We start from the raw sequence: 18,460 nt of genomic DNA on the forward strand, positions 1-18,460 counted from the left end.
ATCCAGATACTATTTTACTCAAAGACTACCGTCCTATTCCCATATACCAATACGCGATTTCGCAGATGCGATCGCACTGCTCTTGCTAATACAACCCGCTCTAAGTCCTTACCTTTTCTAATCAAATCCTCAACCTCATCGCGGTGGCTGACTCTGACTACATCCTGTTCAATTATTGGGCCTGCATCTAAATCAGCAGTCGCATAATGAGCAGTTGCACCAATAATTTTCACCCCGCGTTCAAAAGCTCTGTGATAGGGATTAGCTCCCACAAAAGCAGGTAAAAATGAATGATGAATATTAATAATTTGCGGAAATTGTGCAATAAAATCGGCACTAACAATTTGCATATATTTCGCTAATACAACCAAATCAATATCGTATTGGCGCAGCAATTCTAGCTGTTTGGCTTCCTGTTCTGATTTATTATCCTTAGTTATGGGAATGTGACAATAGTCGATATTAAACTGCTCCGCTACTACCTTTAAGTCAGGATGATTACTGATAATGAGTGGAATTTCTGCCACAAATTCATTAGCACGTTGTCGCCAAATTAAATCGAATAGACAATGGTCTTGCCGACTTACCCAAATGGCAATACGTGGCACAGTATCAGAAAAGTGTAGTTCCCATTTAGCACCTAAAGGTTGAGCGATCGCACTAAATGCAGGTGCAATCAAATCTCGTGGTAAATTAAACCCTGTTAATTGCCATTCAATCCGAGAGAGAAATAACCCAGCCGCAAAGTCTGTATGCTGATCTGCATGGATAATATTACCGCCATTAGCATAGATAAAATTGGCAATTTTTGCTACCAATCCTCGTTGATCGGGACAGAAAATGAGTAATGTTGCTGTTGGATTGGTCATAAGAAAGTTGAATTACTAGTGATAACTTTGGAGACACTTTTGAAATTTTGCTTAAAAACCGCGCTTCTGTTTCCTTAGGAAGATGAAAAACTTTAATCCTTGCAGTATCAAGATATCTAGGTTTGAGTAGATGATTCACCACCACAAGACGTAAAACCCATAAATTAAGGTTTTTAAATTATCATCCGGAAAAAGTAATATCTAGAAGGAAAAATGAAAAAGTAAACTTCATTCGCTGCATTTTAAATCAACGTATAGAAAATTGAGGTTTCACATGCTGATCATTGTTTTGTCAATAATATTCTATTTAGTGATGGCTTACTGCTTCTTGACTGAATGGCTAGATTTTTTTATAGCAGACAAAGATATTACTTCAGAGCAACGCTCCATATCTTATGTAATTTTGATCATAGCCACTACTTTCTGGCCAGTAGTAGTGCCGATCGCTTACTTGGAACTATTAAAGTTTAATAGAAAACACAGAGAAATTTTTGATTTAATAAGAAACACATCAAAACCTAGAACTTATGATGTTTATGATAAATGATATCAAACTTGCCAACAGACGTATTACTAATATCCAATTGTTAATTTCTCCATGAAAACGCTAACCACTAGTAATTATTTATTAGTGCTAGACGAAGCTAAGGTATATTTTATTTGATATGAGCATTCTATAAATCTTCGTTTTACCCCACCCTAACCCTCCCCTTATCAAGCAGGGCTGTTTCATTCCCTAAAACAGGTAAAATTGCAAGGGTTAACGAGATAAAAATTTAGGGTAAGTACACAATTTTGACGATAATTTTTGCGTCTTCAAGCCCTAGATCGTGTTCTTTTTCTTTGCGCCTTCTCTACGAGACGCTACGTGAATGCGCCTACCCTGTGGGTTCCGCTTGCGGTATGCGTGAGAATATGCCCTTGACAAATCTCACACATTAGCGAATGAAACAGCCCTGGGCATTAAGGGGGGTAAAACCCGGATCTAAATATAAATCCGACTTGCGTATACACGGTAGCCTTGATCAGAGGGGTAATGCAATTCAAATCACAGCCAACCACTTTTCAAACATCCTCTAAAATCTATAGGCAATGACCACTAAAACCTTGATCTAGTGGGCTAAGTGGGTGTATGTCAAAAATCAAATAGTAGCCAGATAAAATCACATTTTAGCCTGTCCACGCCACTAAGATTTAACATTTTCAGCAGACTATTTTTTGCCTGCTGGAGTCGGGTTTTCAAAGTTTGGTAGAGACTGTTTTTTACTATTTTCTACAGGTTGTTTCCACTCTGATATGTCACGATTTACAGCATTTTCAAAATCTGTAGATACCAACAGCACATCTATATTACCATCAGGTTTCACAGATGGGTCAGCTTGAGCATATAAGAAACGACGGTTAAAATCAGGCTTACCCAAAATTAACTGATGGCTTTTCTGATTCTTGAGAAGAAGATTAATAGTTGTCTGGGGTTTATCTAAACCAAATTCTCTTTTTTGGTTAGCGGAGACTGATAAAGAGTAATTACTTTTAGCTGGAACCAACAAATCTAACAAATAGGAAACAATAGCATCATTTGCAGGCTCTGATATTGGAGTTTTAAGCAACCACTTAGGGTTATTCGACTTACCATTACGTTCTAGAGTCAGATTTACCTTTTGAGTTGTAATTATCAAAGACTGCACATCATCGGCTGTAAACGAGAAAATTTGCTGTTTTTTCTCTTTAACATCTTCTCGTCGAGTCGCACCTTGAATTTCGTAGAAATAGACAAAACTACCCAGACCCAGCGCTAGGAATATCAAAATTAAAGTTGTTTTTGTCATTGGTTATTGGTCATTTGTCATTTGTCATTTTTCCCCCTGCCCCCTGCCCCCTTGCTCTACCGTCGGTTCCACCAGATAATGGCTCCTGCTGACAACCCAATTAGAGGTAAAACTAATAGAGACGATAACGTTAAAAGATTGGCTTGGGCTGCTGTCAGGTTAATCCGACGGTTTTTTGCTTCTTTGGGGCGGATTGAAAGGGGTTGCTGGTCTTGTTGACTTAGCCAAGTGACTGAGTTGAGAAAAACGTCTCCATTTAGCTGCTTTTGAAATAAACCATCAGTGGCAAAATCTGAATTTCCTAACACTACTAACCTTGATTCGGTAGTAGCAGTGGGGGATGAGGGAGTAGGGTTAGATTTAGCTGCTAGTTTTCTTGTCAAAGCGACACCCAAGGTCAAAGGCCCTTTGAGGTCTTTATTGGGGTTAAACTCCAGTTTTTCGCTTTTCAAATCGCTTTCTGCCCAACTGTTAGGATAAGGTTTAGTTCGCAGTATAGGCGTAGCAATAACACCAGCTACCGGAGTAGTTTCTAAAGGTCGTGCTAACCGATAAAAAGAAATGCCGTTGCCAAAATCTTTGGTGATTGGGTGTTGACCGTAATCTGTGACTAAAGGCACCGCAGGGCCTAATCCTACACCCCCAGAAACATCGACGGCTAAACGATTATCCAGACGAATTCCCCAATTTTGTAGCAGGCTATTGAGTTTGGGATCAGTATTGGGATCAATCATCAGCAGCAAGTTACCGCCGCGATTGAGATAGTCTTGTAAGGCTTTGATTTCGCTGTCAAATAATTCTCGTTTGGGGCCAGCTACTACTAATACAGCAGCATCATCAGGAACTTTTGATTTTTCCGCGAGATTCAGCGGTGATGTAGTGTAATTTTTGTCACCTAATCCCTGAACCGCTTGAGACATTCCTCCCTCTGCGGCTGCAAGTTGGTGTTCGCCGTGTCCTTGGAGGAAATAAACTTTAGCTGTGCTGGTGCTGGTGAGTTGTTGCAGGCGATTAGTTAACTTAACTTCCGATAGCCTTTCATTCTCATTCACCACCTGCACTAATTGTTTTTTATCTTGGGATTCTAAATAAATTTCACCATAATCTTTGACACCAAACTTCTCTGCTAATCCCGGTCTGTCCTGGGGGTTAACGTACTCAAACTGAAACTTTGAGTTTTGTCGGCGATAATTTTCTAACAGTTCCCGGTCTTGGGGATTTTGGATAACATCAAATACCCATATTTTAACTGGCTGTGGTAGCGATCGCGCCAGTTCCCGTGATTGGGGGGCGAGGGTAAACAACTGAGTTTCTGTTAAGTCTGTCCGCAGGTGGTAGCGAGTACCTAAAAAGTTAATCAGTCCTAAAATTGCTAATACTGCTAGAGTTGCAATCAAGGCATTCGTACTGGCTAGGATAGAACGCCGAGTCCACCATTGACTTTGTTGGCTTTGCCATATCACCCACAACCCGCTAATGACAATTCCTGTGATGAGAAATGCTAACGGGATTGGCCCCCACTTTTCGGAAACTAACCCAGCTGTTAAGCCTGCAACCAATAGGAAGGGACCGAACCAAAACAGATATTGCCAAATTCTATTTTTCATGTCATTTGTCATTGGTCATTGGTCATTGGTCATTTGTCATTTGTCATTTGTCATTTGTTATTTGTCCTCTTTTAATGACTAATAATTACTGACACCAATTTGAAAAGAGAATGCGACAGATGAATTCCCTGAAGCCAGATGCAGAAAGGAACTCCCAATCCAAAATCCAAAATTTAAAATCTAAAATGGTATGACTACTGACGCTGGAAGCGCAGTGCATCAATTGATTGTGATGTGAGAAAAATGCCCAAAAAAATGTAACTGCCAAAGAGAATCAAGGCGCTGGTGTCAAAAATTCCTTGAATCAGGGTGTTGTAATGTTTCAGTAATGAAAAATAACCCAAGGCTTCTCCTATGGAACCACCAATATTTTTGGCAATGACATCAATGAACAATAACAATAAAATGACTGCGAAGGTGAGGACGGCAGAGAGGATTGTACTATCGGTTAAGGAGGAAATAAACATTCCCAATGATAAAATTGCAGCTGCCAGTAATATTAATCCGAAATGACCTAGTAAGAGAATTACTAGGGGCATTGGTGGATTGGCGCTATTGATGGCAAATGCTTCAAACGCTAGCATGGGTGCAACCATCGAGATGAAGAAAGTTAGCACTCCTAATAATTTACCCACAGCTACCGCCCAGTTTGTGACTGGTGACGTGGCTAGAAGTTCTAAAGTGCCCCGTTTGCGTTCTTCTGCATAAAGTCCCATTGAAAGAATTGGCAGTATGAACAACAATAACCAACCCATGCGATCTAAAAATGCCCGGACAAATTCGTAGGGGACATCTATGGGCGGTATTGTGACTCCTAGTTGTTGTCCTTGTAAATCGTATGCGGCAACTGCTGGTAAAATGCCATCTGGCCCCAACAAAATCATCACTAAAAATAACCCGGCTATGAACCAAAACACGCCGGCGATCGCATACGCTAAAGGTGATACAAAATAACTCTGTAACTCTCGGCGATAAATGGCAATAATATTGCCAATTACTATACCCATTTATGCTGCTTCTCCTTCTTTGTCTGCTGAGTCTTCAATAGGTTCGACGTTTTTTTCTTCTGTGGTTAGTTGCAAGAACACATCTTCGAGGGTGGCGCTGACACGACGCATTTCATGTAAACCAAATCCTGAACGCACTAAGGCAATGGTGATTTCTTGTCCTGGTTCTTGTCCTGGTTGTGAAATTACCCGCAGATAAGCACGATTTTCCTGCACGGGGATATGACTATGCATCAGGGCTGTAGGAATAGATTCTACCAGACTGACACCTGGTACATTTTGCAGTACCTGTTTTGCTAGGGCAGCTTCTCCAGCAATTTCTAATTCATATCCAGACCCACCTGTCAACTGGGTCATGAGATTTTCTGGAGTGTTAGTTGCTACTATTTTGCCGCGATTGATGATGGCAACGCGGCTACAGGTCATGCTGACTTCTGGCAAAATATGCGTAGAAAGAATGATGGTGTGGGTTCCCGCCAGGCTTTTAATTAAATTCCGCACTTCAATGATTTGTCGAGGATCAAGTCCTACGGTGGGTTCATCAAGGATAATCGCTGGTGGATCGTGGACGATCGCCTGAGCAATCCCCACTCTTTGGCGATATCCTTTAGAAAGCTTGCGAATAATCACTCGCTGCTTTTCTTGTAAATTGCAGCGTTCAATGGCTGCTTGCACTTTCGCGGGGCGATCGCCTGCTGATACTCCCTTAATTCTGGCGACAAAGTGTAAAAATCCCTCTACCGTCATCTCTGGATATAACGGTGGCGTTTCGGGTAAATAACCAATTCGTTGGCGCACAGCCAGAGAATTCTTATGGACATCATACCCAGCAATCTTCGCTGTACCCTTAGTTGCAGGTAAGTAACCAGCTAAAATCCGCATAGTTGTAGTTTTGCCAGCGCCATTAGGGCCTAAAAACCCGAGGATTTCCCCTGGTTCGACGCTAAAAGTGACATCAGCGATCGCTGGTGTAGAACCGTAGGTTTTACTCAGATGCTCAACTTCAATCATCAGGCTCGTGGTGATAAGATATCAAACAATATTAGAACATGATGTTTTATTGGGGATTGGGGATTGGGGATTGGGGACTGGGGATTGGGGACTGGGGATTGGTGACTGGGGATTGGTGACAAATGACAAATCCCGATAGTGTTTTCTCATTAGTTCATGTCTTAATTTACCTGTCAGACTTCAGACTTCAGACTTCAGACTTTAAAATGTCATACAGTGCCTTTAGTTTCAACAAAGTTAAAAAAGACTTCAATCTGACAGTTGTTGAAAATCAAGACTTATTTCTCAATACAGAAGTTGTTGCACCTACAGATTACCTCAATATTACTTTGGCAGAGCATTTGCCTTTAGTAACTGCAATTAATACAGAAAAAGCACGTTCTGAATTAGTGATCATGCCAGTTATGATCGAGGTCAGACGTTATTTAAAGTACCAAATTAGTATTTTTTCTGGTTCAGAATTTAATGTTGATGCTGAAAAGGGGTTAGAGGGACGTTGTGATTTTATCTTGTGTAGATCGCAGGAACAATATGATATTACCAGTCCTGTTGTGACGATTGTGGAAGCCAAAAATGAGAGCATTAAATCAGGTTTGGGACAGTGTATTGCTACAATGATTGCAGCTAGATTGTTCAACCAACAACAAGAAAATTCTATCGATGAAATCTATGGTGTTGTCACAACAGGAACTGATTGGAAATTCTTGAAGCTTTGCGACAGTACTGTTTTTATTGACAAGCAAGATTATTTTATTAAGGAAGTAGACAAAATTTTAGGCATTTTGGCTATGAGTCTGACACTTCATTAAAAAGTTGAGATAGCAAATGCGATCGCAGTTTTGAACCCATTTGCCTAAGTGCGATCGCTCTGCTTGTCGCAAACATCCCATGAGTGGATCAAACGGAACTGGAGACTAGAGAAGAGTTTTCCCCAGTCCCAGTCCCCATATTTTGCTCAAGTGTGGAGATTCTAGGTACGAATCACCATAAGATCATGAACGGGGTGATTGAAAATCTGGAGGAGAATTTTATGGTTGTTTTGAGTGAAAATTTACCAAACTTACAGGGAAAAGTAGCAATTATTACTGGTGCGTCACGGGGAATTGGGCGAGCGATCGCCCAAGAATTAGCTAGGTACGGAGCCAATGTCGTGATTAATTATGCTAGTTCTAGCGCCGCTGCTGACAGCTTAGTTACAGAAATTACAGCAGCAAAAAATCAGGCGTTCGCCGAAGGCGTTGGCGAAGCCATCGCCCTGCAAGCTGATGTTTCCCAAGTTGATCAAGTAGATGCATTATTTAACGCCGTCATCGATAAATTTAAACGTATTGATATTTTAGTCAACAATGCAGGTATCACTCGCGACACACTGCTCTTACGGATGAAGCCAGAAGATTGGCAAGCCGTCATCGACCTCAACCTCACTGGTGTTTTCTTATGTACACGAGCCGCCAGTAAAGTCATGCTCAAACAACGTTCTGGACGGATTATCAACATTGCCTCCGTTGCTGGTCAAATGGGCAACCCTGGTCAAGCAAACTATAGCGCCGCCAAAGCAGGTGTGATTGGCTTTACCAAAACCGTTGCCAAAGAACTTGCTTCCCGTGGGATTACCGTTAACGCCGTCGCCCCTGGATTTATCGCCACCGACATGACCAGTAATCTCAGCAACACCGAAGAAATTCTCAAATACATTCCCCTCGGTCGCTACGGTCAACCAGAGGAAGTTGCTGGAATGGTGCGTTTTCTTGCCGCTGATCCCGCCGCCGCCTACATTACCGGACAAGTCTTTAACGTTGATGGTGGCATGGTAATGGCTTAGAGGAAAGTATGAAGTATGAAGTATGAAGTATGAAGTATGAATTAACCCTTCAGGCTTCAGGCTTCATCAAACATTCCTGAGCCTTTGCCAGATAGTAAAGCTCAAAAGCATAATAATGCTGATGACAGTTGCCAGCATCACCACCAGAGTCATCCCCTGGATTCTCATCGCTAGCACGTTGCAAACTAAAGTCACTGACCACAGAGTGATTGCTGCACGGCGTTGGGAGAATCCCCAAGCCAGCAAGCGGTGATGGAGGTGGTCTTTACCAGGGGTACTCATGGGATTTTTGCCCGCCATCAGTCGTCGCACAATTACTTGAGTAGTGTCTAACACTGGTAACAGCAAAAATAAAACAGTAGGGACTAGGGAAAATACGGTAGTTACTTGCAGTTTGCCTAAAATACTAGTTGCCGCTAACACATAACCGAAAAAGTATGCACCAGCATCACCCATGATGATCCTTGAGGGGTGAAAATTATGGCGCAAAAAGCCCAGTGCTGCCCCTCCTAATGCTGCTAGTACTAGAGTTGCTGCTGCTCGATTGGGAATCTGAGCAGAAACCGCTAATAGACTCATAGCAGTGATAAAGCTGATTCCTCCCGCCAAACCATCCATACCGTCCATCAGGTTGACGGCATTGGTAATACCTACTACCCAAAATACCGTAAGCAGTATTGACAGAAGATAGTCGATGGGAGTGCCAAAAGTGACTTCAATCCTAATACCATTAGCCACCAGCAACAGTGCTGTCAGCACCTGAGTAAACATGCGAACGGAGGGAGGTAAGCCGAATTGGTCATCGATAAAGCCAACAAGGACTAATATCGTACCTCCCAAAAGAATGGTCAGCACCTGAACCAATACACCTTGCAGTTCTATTGGTCGTAAAAGAGTAGCTAGTACCAAAGCGGCAATTACTCCCGCGTAGATAGCTAGCCCCCCTGCATTGGGTAAAGGTTCTCGATTGAGTCGCCGTGCGTTTGGTTGGTCTGCCCAACCCACCCGCAAGGCAAATTTGCGTACTGTCGGCATCAACCGCCACGTTACTAGCCCAGCCAAGAGAAATGTAAATACTACTGCTAACCAGCCGGTGCCGCTAGGGTCAGCAATACCGAGGTACTTAAGGGAGTTGTATAAAAAGTTCATCTCCCAATTCAACCATGACTGCCAATATCGGAAATGAGTATCAACTGTATACTAATCAATTTTTTTATTTCCATTTGTAACCTGAACTGATCGGAGAATTAGCACTCTTGTCCTGTGAGTGCTAAATTGTCTAATGGAAGCGCTTGAGAAATAAAACATGGCGAAAATTATTGCATTTGATGAGGAATCGCGGCGGGCCCTAGAACGGGGTGTTAACGCCCTTGCTGATGCCGTAAAAATCACCTTGGGACCCAAAGGTCGTAACGTCCTGTTAGAAAAAAAATTTGGTGCACCCCAGATTGTCAACGATGGTATCACTGTTGCCAAGGAAATTGAATTAGAAGATCCATTGGAAAACACAGGGGCTAGGCTCATCCAAGAAGTGGCATCCAAAACAAAAGATGTGGCTGGGGATGGAACTACGACTGCCACGGTTTTAGCACAGGCGTTGATTAGGGAAGGTTTGAAGAACGTTGCGGCTGGTACTAACCCAGTTAGTTTAAAACGGGGAATTGACAAGACTGTCGAGGCCCTAGTGAAGGAAATTGCCAAAATCGCCAAACCAGTAGAAGGAAGTGCGATCACTCAAGTCGCCACAGTCTCAGCTGGCAACGATGAGGAAGTTGGCAAGATGATTGCCGATGCGATGGATAGAGTCACCAAAGACGGTGTAATTACCGTTGAAGAATCTAAGTCCCTGACAACTGAACTGGAAGTGGTAGAAGGGATGCAGATTGACCGGGGTTATATTTCCCCCTACTTTATCACCAACAACGAGCGGCAGACAGTAGAATTTGAAAATGCTCGCATCTTGATTACCGACAAGAAAATCAGCAGCATTCAGGATTTAGTGCCGATTTTGGAAAAAGTCGCCCGTTTAGGTCAATCCTTGCTAGTCATCGCTGAGGATGTCGAAGGAGACGCTCTGGCGACTTTGGTGGTGAATAAAGCGCGGGGTGTGCTGTCTGTAGCCGCAATTAAAGCCCCTGGTTTTGGCGATCGCCGCAAAGCTTTGTTACAAGATATTGCCATTCTCACCGATGGACAGCTGATTTCGGAAGAAATTGGCTTGAGCTTAGACACCGCAGCTTTGGAAGCACTAGGAACTGCTAGTAAAATCACCATTGATAAAGAAAGCACCACAATCGTAGCTGGTACTAACACCAAGCCAGAAATCCAAAAGCGGATTGCTCAAATTCGCAAGCAGTTGGAAGAAACAGATTCCGACTACGATCAAGAAAAACTGCAAGAACGCATCGCCAAGCTAGCTGGTGGCATAGCAGTCATTAAAGTGGGTGCAGCCACAGAAACCGAACTCAAAGACCGTAAGCTGCGAATTGAAGACGCTCTTAACGCCACCAAAGCCGCTGTCGAAGAAGGCATTGTTCCTGGTGGTGGCACAACCCTCATTCACTTAGCTACAAAAATCCAGGCAATTAAAAACAGCCTGAAAGATAGCGAAGAAAAAATTGGGGCTGAGATTATCGAGCGAGCCTTGGAAGCTCCCTTGCGTCAAATCGCAGACAACGCCGGTGCTGAAGGTTCCGTCATCGTCTCTAAAGTCCGAGATACCGATTTCAACATCGGCTACAACGCCGCTACGGGTGAATTTGAAGACTTAATTGCTGCTGGCATTATCGACCCTGCCAAAGTTGTGCGTTCAGCTTTGCAAAATGCCGCTTCTATTGCTGGTCTAGTTTTGACCACTGAAGCCCTGATCGTCGAAAAACCTGAGAAGAAATCCGCTGGACCCGCTCCTGATGGTGGCATGGGCGGCATGGGCGGCATGGGTGGCATGGGCGGCATGGGCGGCATGGGCGGCATGGGCATGTTCTAAGCTCTGCTTCCCCACCTAAATATTATTTATACAGTTTGTCTGAATCAGGCAAACTGTTTTTTTTTAACAGTTAAGCGATCGCGGCATTTAAGCTGCATATTTCATCGTGTAGACTGTTGACCGTTAACTGATGACTGTTGACTGGTTTACCGGAACAGGGAATGATATCATGTGCGCTTGAATACCTAGGAACTGGTACAAACATCCTGATAGCCTGTTTTGCATTCCCCATGTTCTATTTCCTATTACCCATAATATAGCCTTTCCTAGGCTACTGAAGTACAAATTTATCTGCGTTTAATTATTTTAGACCGTACCTTACTGGAGCGAGAAACGCTATAAATAATAACTAATTATTAAAGGCTAAAATTTATGATCAAAAAACTGCGTCGCTTTTCCAAATTAGCAACTAAGCCATCATATACAGATGAGTTTTATCACCATCCTGGAACCATGCCAGGAACTATCATCATTGATGCCGATGCTCCACCACCAATAATTTTTCTGATTGACTACAACCAAACTGATTTTGTCCGTCAACAAATAGCAACCCCAGAAGAGTGTATTCCATATCTTGATACAGAGTCTGTTTCTTGGGTGGACGTACAAGGTTTAGGCAATCAAGATATCTTACAAAGATTAGGCCAAGTTTTTGATTTACATCCTCTAGTTTTAGAAGATGTTGTCAACGTGCCAGAACGTCCTAAAGTAGAAGATTATGAAGACCAACTATTATTTATTGCTCGTATGGTAGTACCAAAGGAACGAACATGTGGTTTTTATAGTGAGCAAGTGAGTTTAATTTTAGGAAAAAATTACTTGCTAACTGTGCAAGAAGAACCTGAACATGATTGTTTTGAAGGAGTCAGAACACGAATTGAAAAAGGCAGAGGCATCATTAAGCAGCAGAAAGCGGATTATTTAGCATATGCTCTGTTAGATGCAATTATTGATGGCTTTTTTCCAGTTCTAGAACTTTATGGAGAGCGAATTCAAGAGTTAGAAGAAGAAGTAATGCTCAATCCTACTCGACAAACCCTACAAGACATCTACAAAATTAGGCGAGAATTACTGCAACTGCGTCGTGCAATCTGGCCTCAAAGAGATGCGATTAATTCCTTAATTCGAGATAGCAGTGTCCTAATTGATCAGGATGTCAGAATCTACCTGCGAGACTGTTATGACCATGCAGTGCAAGTAATGGATATGGTGGAAACTTATCGAGAATTAGCCTCTGGTTTAATGGATGTTTACCTGTCGTCAGTCAGCAACAAAATGAATGAAATCATGAAACTGCTAACTATAGTTTCCTCGATATTTATTCCCCTAACTTTTGTGGCTGGAATATATGGCATGAATTTCAATACTGAAAAATCACCGTATAATATGCCTGAATTGAATTGGTATTGGGGCTATCCAATTTGCATGGGGACTATGGGAGCGATCGCAGGTTGTTTATTATTCTTTTTTTGGCGGCGGGGATGGCTGGAAAATTCGGTAAAAATTCAGAAAGATTAAAGAGGTAAAACTAGCAATGAGTCCAACATACAAAATCAGCACAGGGAGTTAATATTATAAGTCATGGTAAGAAGTGGCGACCAGAATTTAGTTGTTTTGACGCTTTATATCATCGGTGTCTCTTACGTCTTCAATCGCATGATTGAATCTATCGATGATAAGATTAAGTATGTGTTTCAAAAAGCAGTTGTCGATGAACAACTTAAAGAGCAAAACCTCCAAGACCAAATTGGGGTTTCCTTTAAATTTGGTGACTCCAACTCATTTGATGACGTGAAAGAATTGTCGCTGAGTATTGAGAATAAATCTGAAAATATAGCCGTATATATTGACTGGGACAATAGTTCTTTAGTCATTGAACATACTAAGCAATCGCTCCGAGTGATTCGCAAATCACCAGATTTGACGCGTGACTTAGCTGTACCTCAAAGTCCTAGCCTAATTGCTCCCAAGAAAACACTATCAGAGAACGTGTCAGCAGAAAATGTATTCGAGCGGGATAAAGAAGTTGGTACTTACTCAGCCAAAAAACCGATAATTGATATCGCCGCGCTGCAAAAAAATAAGGGACAGAAAAAGTTGTACAACGACTTTATCAATGGCAGAGAAGAGTTAAAATTTTCACTACAACTAGTACTACGGATATCTGAAGTGCGTGTGGGTTTAGCTCCAGGTATCAATATCCCACCTATGTGCATTCTCAACTGTCCCTTCACTGTCAAGAAACTGCCCTGGACATACGCTCTCCCCTGGAATAAAAAGAAGTAATTCAAAACGTACACGCCGTGCCATCCAAGATTAAACTGGATATTGGGAAGGAGTAGGCGTAGGCAGTTGCAGATCAGTCACAATGGCTGGTTTGAGGAAAGTCCGGGCTCCCGAAAGACCAAACTTGCTGGATAACGTCCAGTGCGAGCGATCGCGAGGATAGTGCCACAGAAAGATACCGCCAATACAAGTCAAAAGTAAAAAGTAAAAAGGCAAAAGAAAGATTTCTTTCTTTTTACTTTTGCCTTTTATCTTTTGCCTTTTTTGGTAAGGGTGCAAAGGTGCGGTAAGAGCGCACCAGCAGCGTCGAGAGGCGCTGGCTCGGTAAACCCCGGTTGGGTGCAAGGCCAAAGGAACTACGGTTGGTCTTTTACCAGTTCCGCTAACACAGAGCCGCTAGAGGCGTTTGGTGACAGACGTCCCAGATAGATAACTGCCCTCGAAAGAGAACAGAACCCGGCTTACCATCTGCTCTTTCCTTATAATGGAGTACTAAGCATTTCCAGCTTGTACTCCATTATGTTTTTGTAAAGATTCTATGGGAGTCAGGACTTACGCAACTGGCACATATACTGGGTTCAAGAGTAAAGAGTCAAGGTTTGTTGGACTTTTGACTGTACCAATTTTAAATTTTAGATGATTTCGGTTGACAAATGACCAATGACAACCATTGCCAGTTAGCTGGAATTGCGCCGACCTACTTACTCACTTTTTAACTAAAAAATATGCTGTAGCATAATCAGGGAATTGTGCAATATGCTGCCCAAAATCTTGTTTATTCTGAAAAACTCCTGCTAAAAAATCTAGTTGATAAAGATTGGGTAAAAATGCTCCGCCTGTATCGGCAATAACCCCCATTTGCAGTTGTTTACGTCCACCTTTAGTATGCTCAAGAACTATCAATCTACCTAAGCCAATATTCAGGACATCCCCCGCAAAAGTCACTCCTGGTTTGATGGAAATCTTAGCGTCTATTTTGTATCCATATCCCTTGATAGCATCAACCTGTTTAAAATACCAATAACGCTTTTGTGCTGTTGCTTTCAATCCCCGGATATAAGACATTTCATTGTTTCTATCGACATTAAAAAATGCCTTAGAACCATCTATAAAATTAATCAGGATTGTCCCTTCCATTAGCGCCTCTTCTAAACCATCACGGGTTAGATAAGCAAGAGGTTCAACCTTGCCAAATTCTTTGCCATTTGGTTCATAAATACCTGATAGAACATCCTGTTTTGTATATTTTGTGTAAAATTTATCGTTTCCTAAATTTGCTTTTAAACTATAGATTGGTATATTATAGGTAGAAGTTTTCTTACGGGAACCTGGATGAGTAAAGACTGCATACTTTGTAATTCGTAATCGTTTTTGATTGAGTGTTTCTGGGTTATGAGCAGACCACTTAATGACTCGAAAGTTAGTGTTGATAAAATTAGAGTCTTGTAAACGAGTAGCGCGATTATTAGCAATATCCTCCTTTAAGATAGTAATCATGAAATCTAGGGTTTTGAGAATATCTGATGCAGTAACTCCTTGAGTAGAGAGTAGCCCTTTACGGAGAATGTCTGGGTCTTCATTGGAATAATCTTGAAAATATTTTCTCGTATTTACTAAAACGGTTAATAAATCTCCTTGATGGAAATTAACTTTTACAGGTGGTAGTGTTCCTGGATTTAAAATTTGACCACCATTAATGCTAAATTTATATTTTTTCCATTCATCAATGACTGAATAAGATGCCGATGCAGGTTTATCTTGATGAGTCAAATTCTGACTTAATGTTTTCTGAGTAGTTGTAAAGTTCAGTAACCTTGTAGATATTTGACGAGTTTCTGTAGGTAAAATTGTATTTTCTCGCTGATTAAATGATAAGTTATTGGCATCATCATAGTGTTGAGATTGCTGTCTACTTTCAGGATGTGAGTATAGATAGCTACTGCCTAAGCCAGCAAGCAATAAAGTAGCAATACTTACTGTGAAGCGGAAATGTTTACTGAATTGGATACTCATAAGCTAAAATCGATGGCTAATATCAAATATTAATTGTACCTGCTTCGGTATTTGAACAATATTAGTGAAATAATGTTCCAAATATATATATACAATAGAACATCACACATCGTTAAGTTGTGGGGAAAGCTCTAGCTAACCGTAAATAATACCTCCGCATCTTTAGTCACCAAAATGCGTGTAAATAATTTTAGCAGTAGTCACTGGCTAACATAAATACTCAGTATTAACAAAGCTACAAATATTTTTTGCTAGATACTTTTACCAATTTGTGAAAAATTTATCTATAATTTTTCCAGAGTTATTTATAAGATAAACGTCATTTAAATTACATAAACAAATTAAAAATAACTCTTTTGAACGAGTATTTGAATTATGCTGTACAGTACATATTTTTTACATAAAGAGAAGCAAATGCTACTGTATGGAATCGCACCTCATTCTTTAATCATCAATAACCTAAAAATTTGACAAAAAATCTCAAGAAAAATGTTGAGCATACCCGTAAATCTCAAATTACCCCGTGCGCCACGTTTAGTGACTTCCTTACCTGGAACTCATGCTCAAGCTATTATAGAACGCGATCGCGCTGTCACTTCCCCTTCCTACACCCGTGATTATCCCTTGGTTGTAGCGCGGGGTGAGGGCTGTATGGTGGAAGATGTGGATGGTAACGTATTTCTGGATATGACGGCAGGTATTGCCGTTACCAACACCGGACACGCCCATCCAGAAGTCGTTGCAGCCATTCAAACCCAGTCGGCGCGTCTGTTACACATGTCAGGGACAGATTTTTATTATGAGTCAATGGTGGAATTGGCAGAAAAATTAGCCAGTCGCGCCCCCTTCCCTGATAGTGCAAAGGTATTTTTCACTAATTCTGGGGCGGAATCTAATGAAGGGGCAATTAAACTAGCTAGATACTATACCAAACGCTCTCTAATTGTCGCCTGTTTGGGTGCATTCCACGGACGCACTTATGGCGCCATGTCTCTTACTGCTTCCAAAGTAGTGCAAAGAGCAAATTTTGGCCCCTTAGTTCCGGGGGTGACTCATATTCCCTACGGTACTCACGCCAGTCTAGATTACTTAGAAAAACAGTTATTCACTACAACCTTACCACCTCATGAAGTAGCGGCAATTGTCGTAGAGGCCATTCAAGGGGAAGGCGGCTACATAGTTCCTGAAGATGGTTTTTTGCAGCGAATTCGAGAAATATGCGATCGCTATGGCATCCTGATGATAGTCGATGAAGTGCAATCTGGTATGGGACGCACCGGTCGCCTGTTTGCGATCGAGCATTGGGGCGTCATGCCAGATATCATTACTACAGCTAAAGGTATCGCCAGCGGCTTACCTTTGGGTGCTATCCTCGCCCGTCCTGAGTTAATGACTTGGCCTCCCGGTGCCCACGCTACCACATTTGGCGGCAATCCGGTTGCTTGCGTTGCCGGTATTACCACTCTCCGGCTTTTAGAAACTGGTTTGATGGCTAATGCTTCCCAGATGGGAGAGTTATTACAAGCTGGTTTAACCCACTTGCATGAAAAATTCCCCAGGATGTCCCCGCCACGAGGTAAAGGTTTAATGGTAGCGGTGGATTTAGTGGATGAAGCGGGTAATCTTGATCATAAATTACGCGATCGCATCATTCAAGCAGCCTTCTTACGGGGTTTATTGTTACTAGGTTGTGGTAAAGCCGCAATTCGTTTTTGCCCGCCTCTAGTTATCGACAGCAATCAAATTCAAATCGCCCTGCAAATTCTCACTGAGATATTCAGGACATTGCCAGAATAGAAATTACCATGCGATCGTGGTTAGGGGCAAACGGTTGTTTGCCCTCCAATTAGTAAAATTATTTTTATCAATCACTTTAAACGACTAGAGCATAAGACAAATAACACATAACAAATGACACCTCAAACAGCCCTCCATCTCTACTCATTACTTTGGCAAGAATATAGTGCCAGAGTCAGTTATGCCCGCACCTACCAGCAAATGATTACCGCTGCAGGTGGGACAGTCGCCAATGACCACATTGCTTTTCGGTCTTTGCGTGTGTTAGTGGATACTCAACAAGGTCAGATTAACCTAGGGATTGAATACATTGGGCAACTTGCCGAAGCTTTAGGTTATGTAGTAGCCGGGGAATATACTTTTCCTGAAACACATCTCTACGCCCGTCACTATCGTCATCCACAGCAAGAAGAATTCGACTTACCCAAGCTATTTATTAGTGAGTTAATTGTCGATGAATTACCAGCGAATACTGTCCAACTAATACAGCAAACAATAACTGCAAATCAATACCAATTAGCCTTTCCTCTTAACCATCTTTTCACAAAAGAGGAAAACTTAGAAAATACTATCCAACAACTGCAAAAAGTTTTCACCCGTCCTTGGCAACCACCACGACGTTCTATTGTAGAACAAGTAAATCAGGTCACTCAATATGGTGCTTGGGTACTATTACATGGTTATGCAGTTAACCACTTCACAGGCTATGTTAACCGCCAGAACACATTAGAATACCCGGATATTGAAACTACCGTGCTTGGTTTGACTAATCTAGGCGTACCAATGAAAGCAGAAATAGAGGGTAATATTGCTTATGGTTTGCGTCAAACAGCCACTCAAGCCGTCACAGAAATGGTGACAGTACTAGATGATATTAATAGTGCAGAAATTCAGATTCCCTGGACTTATGCTTATTATGAAATTGCCCAGCGATATCCCGTAGAAATTGAACCAGGCAAGCATCTACTGTTTGATGCTTTTTTAGGAAAAAATGCCCAGCAATTATTTGAAATGACTAGTACTAAAAGTTTGAAGTCTGAAGTCTGTACCTCTGCGGGGAAGCAAGCTACGCGTAGCGTCTCCGCAGGAGAAGTCTGAAAATTAAGAAACATATACAGTCAGCATTTCAGCATTTCATCATGGTTGCTTTATTTGTGTCGTGACTTACTATAGCAATCCCCTTTGAGTTTTGAAAAAATCTCAGTATTTGTAGGTGCGTTAGCGACAGCGTAA

14 protein-coding genes and 1 other RNA gene are annotated in these 18,460 nt (G+C 41.8%); 8 read left to right on the forward strand and 7 right to left on the reverse strand.

Features of this window, described 5'->3' with window-relative positions; all coding sequences use genetic code 11:
- Window positions 1-14: 14 nt before the first annotated feature.
- From purU to CAL7507_RS05230, 5 genes are all read right to left on the reverse strand, one after another.
- The gene (gene purU, locus CAL7507_RS05205; RefSeq protein ID WP_015127390.1) at window positions 15-869 is read right to left on the reverse strand and encodes a formyltetrahydrofolate deformylase; all 855 of its coding nucleotides are present in this window, start codon (window positions 867-869) and stop codon (window positions 15-17) included.
- Between the two features lie 1,211 nt (window positions 870-2,080).
- On the reverse strand, window positions 2,081-2,698 hold the full coding sequence (locus CAL7507_RS05215) for a DUF4340 domain-containing protein (protein WP_015127392.1): 618 nt from the start codon (window positions 2,696-2,698) through the stop codon (window positions 2,081-2,083).
- Window positions 2,699-2,754: 56 nt separating this feature from the next.
- Window positions 2,755-4,317, reverse strand: coding sequence for a Gldg family protein (locus CAL7507_RS05220; protein WP_015127393.1), 1,563 nt, complete (start codon window positions 4,315-4,317; stop codon window positions 2,755-2,757).
- A 182-nt stretch (window positions 4,318-4,499) separates the two neighbouring features.
- On the reverse strand, window positions 4,500-5,312 hold the full coding sequence (locus CAL7507_RS05225) for an ABC transporter permease (protein ID WP_015127394.1): 813 nt from the start codon (window positions 5,310-5,312) through the stop codon (window positions 4,500-4,502).
- Window positions 5,313-6,323 carry an ABC transporter ATP-binding protein gene (locus CAL7507_RS05230; protein WP_015127395.1) on the reverse strand — a complete coding sequence of 337 codons (1,011 nt, stop codon included), beginning with the start codon at window positions 6,321-6,323 and terminating at the stop codon, window positions 5,313-5,315.
- Window positions 6,324-6,529: 206 nt separating this feature from the next.
- Here CAL7507_RS05230 and CAL7507_RS05235 point away from each other — a divergent pair, with 206 nt between their 5' ends.
- Window positions 6,530-7,132, forward strand: coding sequence for a hypothetical protein (locus CAL7507_RS05235; protein WP_042341193.1), 603 nt, complete (start codon window positions 6,530-6,532; stop codon window positions 7,130-7,132).
- A gap of 221 nt (window positions 7,133-7,353) precedes the next feature.
- Entirely contained in the window at window positions 7,354-8,145 is a 792-nt protein-coding gene (gene fabG / locus CAL7507_RS05240) for a 3-oxoacyl-[acyl-carrier-protein] reductase (protein WP_015127397.1), read from the forward strand.
- A 66-nt stretch (window positions 8,146-8,211) separates the two neighbouring features.
- Here fabG and CAL7507_RS05245 read toward each other — a convergent pair whose 3' ends face one another.
- Entirely contained in the window at window positions 8,212-9,294 is a 1,083-nt protein-coding gene (locus CAL7507_RS05245; protein ID WP_015127398.1) for an MraY family glycosyltransferase, read from the reverse strand.
- Between the two features lie 157 nt (window positions 9,295-9,451).
- Between CAL7507_RS05245 and groL the strand changes: the two genes are divergently transcribed.
- The 4 genes from groL to rnpB all read left to right on the forward strand — a co-directional run bounded on the left by groL (window position 9,452) and on the right by rnpB (window position 13,897).
- Window positions 9,452-11,131: a chaperonin GroEL gene (gene groL / locus CAL7507_RS05250; protein ID WP_015127399.1), complete on the forward strand. Its 1,680-nt coding sequence runs from the start codon at window positions 9,452-9,454 to the stop codon at window positions 11,129-11,131.
- A gap of 372 nt (window positions 11,132-11,503) precedes the next feature.
- Window positions 11,504-12,649, forward strand: coding sequence for a magnesium/cobalt transporter CorA (gene corA, locus CAL7507_RS05255; protein WP_015127400.1), 1,146 nt, complete (start codon window positions 11,504-11,506; stop codon window positions 12,647-12,649).
- Window positions 12,650-12,712: 63 nt separating this feature from the next.
- The gene (locus CAL7507_RS05260; protein ID WP_015127401.1) at window positions 12,713-13,417 is read left to right on the forward strand and encodes a hypothetical protein; all 705 of its coding nucleotides are present in this window, start codon (window positions 12,713-12,715) and stop codon (window positions 13,415-13,417) included.
- Between the two features lie 48 nt (window positions 13,418-13,465).
- An RNA gene (gene rnpB, locus CAL7507_RS30320) (RNase P RNA component class A) lies at window positions 13,466-13,897 on the forward strand.
- 225 nt (window positions 13,898-14,122) lie between these two features.
- Here rnpB and CAL7507_RS05265 read toward each other — a convergent pair.
- Window positions 14,123-15,430, reverse strand: a complete 1,308-nt coding sequence (locus tag CAL7507_RS05265) for a hypothetical protein (protein WP_015127402.1) — start codon at window positions 15,428-15,430, stop codon at window positions 14,123-14,125.
- Between the two features lie 489 nt (window positions 15,431-15,919).
- Between CAL7507_RS05265 and CAL7507_RS05270 the strand changes: the two genes are divergently transcribed.
- Both CAL7507_RS05270 and CAL7507_RS05275 read left to right on the forward strand, forming a co-directional pair.
- Entirely contained in the window at window positions 15,920-17,227 is a 1,308-nt protein-coding gene (locus CAL7507_RS05270; protein WP_015127403.1) for an acetyl ornithine aminotransferase family protein, read from the forward strand.
- Between the two features lie 114 nt (window positions 17,228-17,341).
- Complete coding sequence (locus tag CAL7507_RS05275) at window positions 17,342-18,325, forward strand: DUF1338 domain-containing protein (protein ID WP_015127404.1); 984 nt, start codon at window positions 17,342-17,344, stop codon at window positions 18,323-18,325.
- Window positions 18,326-18,460 lie beyond the last annotated feature (135 nt).

The sequence above is a fragment of the Calothrix sp. PCC 7507 genome, from assembly GCF_000316575.1.
In the GTDB taxonomy this organism is placed as follows: Bacteria; Cyanobacteriota; Cyanobacteriia; order Cyanobacteriales; family Nostocaceae; genus Fortiea.

Excerpts from the sequence above, each read along its gene's own strand:
- fabG (WP_015127397.1), top strand. The coding sequence starts at position 7,354 with ATGGTTGTTTTGAGTGAAAATTTACCAAACTTACAGGGAAAAGTAGCA.
- CAL7507_RS05235 (WP_042341193.1), top strand. The coding sequence starts at position 6,530 with ATGTCATACAGTGCCTTTAGTTTCAACAAAGTTAAAAAAGACTTCAAT.
- purU (WP_015127390.1), bottom strand. The coding sequence starts at position 869 with ATGACCAATCCAACAGCAACATTACTCATTTTCTGTCCCGATCAACGA.
- CAL7507_RS05270 (WP_015127403.1), top strand. The coding sequence starts at position 15,920 with ATGTTGAGCATACCCGTAAATCTCAAATTACCCCGTGCGCCACGTTTA.
- CAL7507_RS05260 (WP_015127401.1), top strand. The coding sequence starts at position 12,713 with ATGGTAAGAAGTGGCGACCAGAATTTAGTTGTTTTGACGCTTTATATC.
- CAL7507_RS05215 (WP_015127392.1), bottom strand. The coding sequence starts at position 2,698 with ATGACAAAAACAACTTTAATTTTGATATTCCTAGCGCTGGGTCTGGGT.
- CAL7507_RS05230 (WP_015127395.1), bottom strand. The coding sequence starts at position 6,323 with ATGATTGAAGTTGAGCATCTGAGTAAAACCTACGGTTCTACACCAGCG.
- corA (WP_015127400.1), top strand. The coding sequence starts at position 11,504 with ATGATCAAAAAACTGCGTCGCTTTTCCAAATTAGCAACTAAGCCATCA.
- CAL7507_RS05225 (WP_015127394.1), bottom strand. The coding sequence starts at position 5,312 with ATGGGTATAGTAATTGGCAATATTATTGCCATTTATCGCCGAGAGTTA.
- CAL7507_RS05265 (WP_015127402.1), bottom strand. The coding sequence starts at position 15,430 with ATGAGTATCCAATTCAGTAAACATTTCCGCTTCACAGTAAGTATTGCT.
- CAL7507_RS05245 (WP_015127398.1), bottom strand. The coding sequence starts at position 9,294 with ATGAACTTTTTATACAACTCCCTTAAGTACCTCGGTATTGCTGACCCT.
- CAL7507_RS05220 (WP_015127393.1), bottom strand. The coding sequence starts at position 4,317 with ATGACAAATGACATGAAAAATAGAATTTGGCAATATCTGTTTTGGTTC.
- CAL7507_RS05275 (WP_015127404.1), top strand. The coding sequence starts at position 17,342 with ATGACACCTCAAACAGCCCTCCATCTCTACTCATTACTTTGGCAAGAA.
- groL (WP_015127399.1), top strand. The coding sequence starts at position 9,452 with ATGGCGAAAATTATTGCATTTGATGAGGAATCGCGGCGGGCCCTAGAA.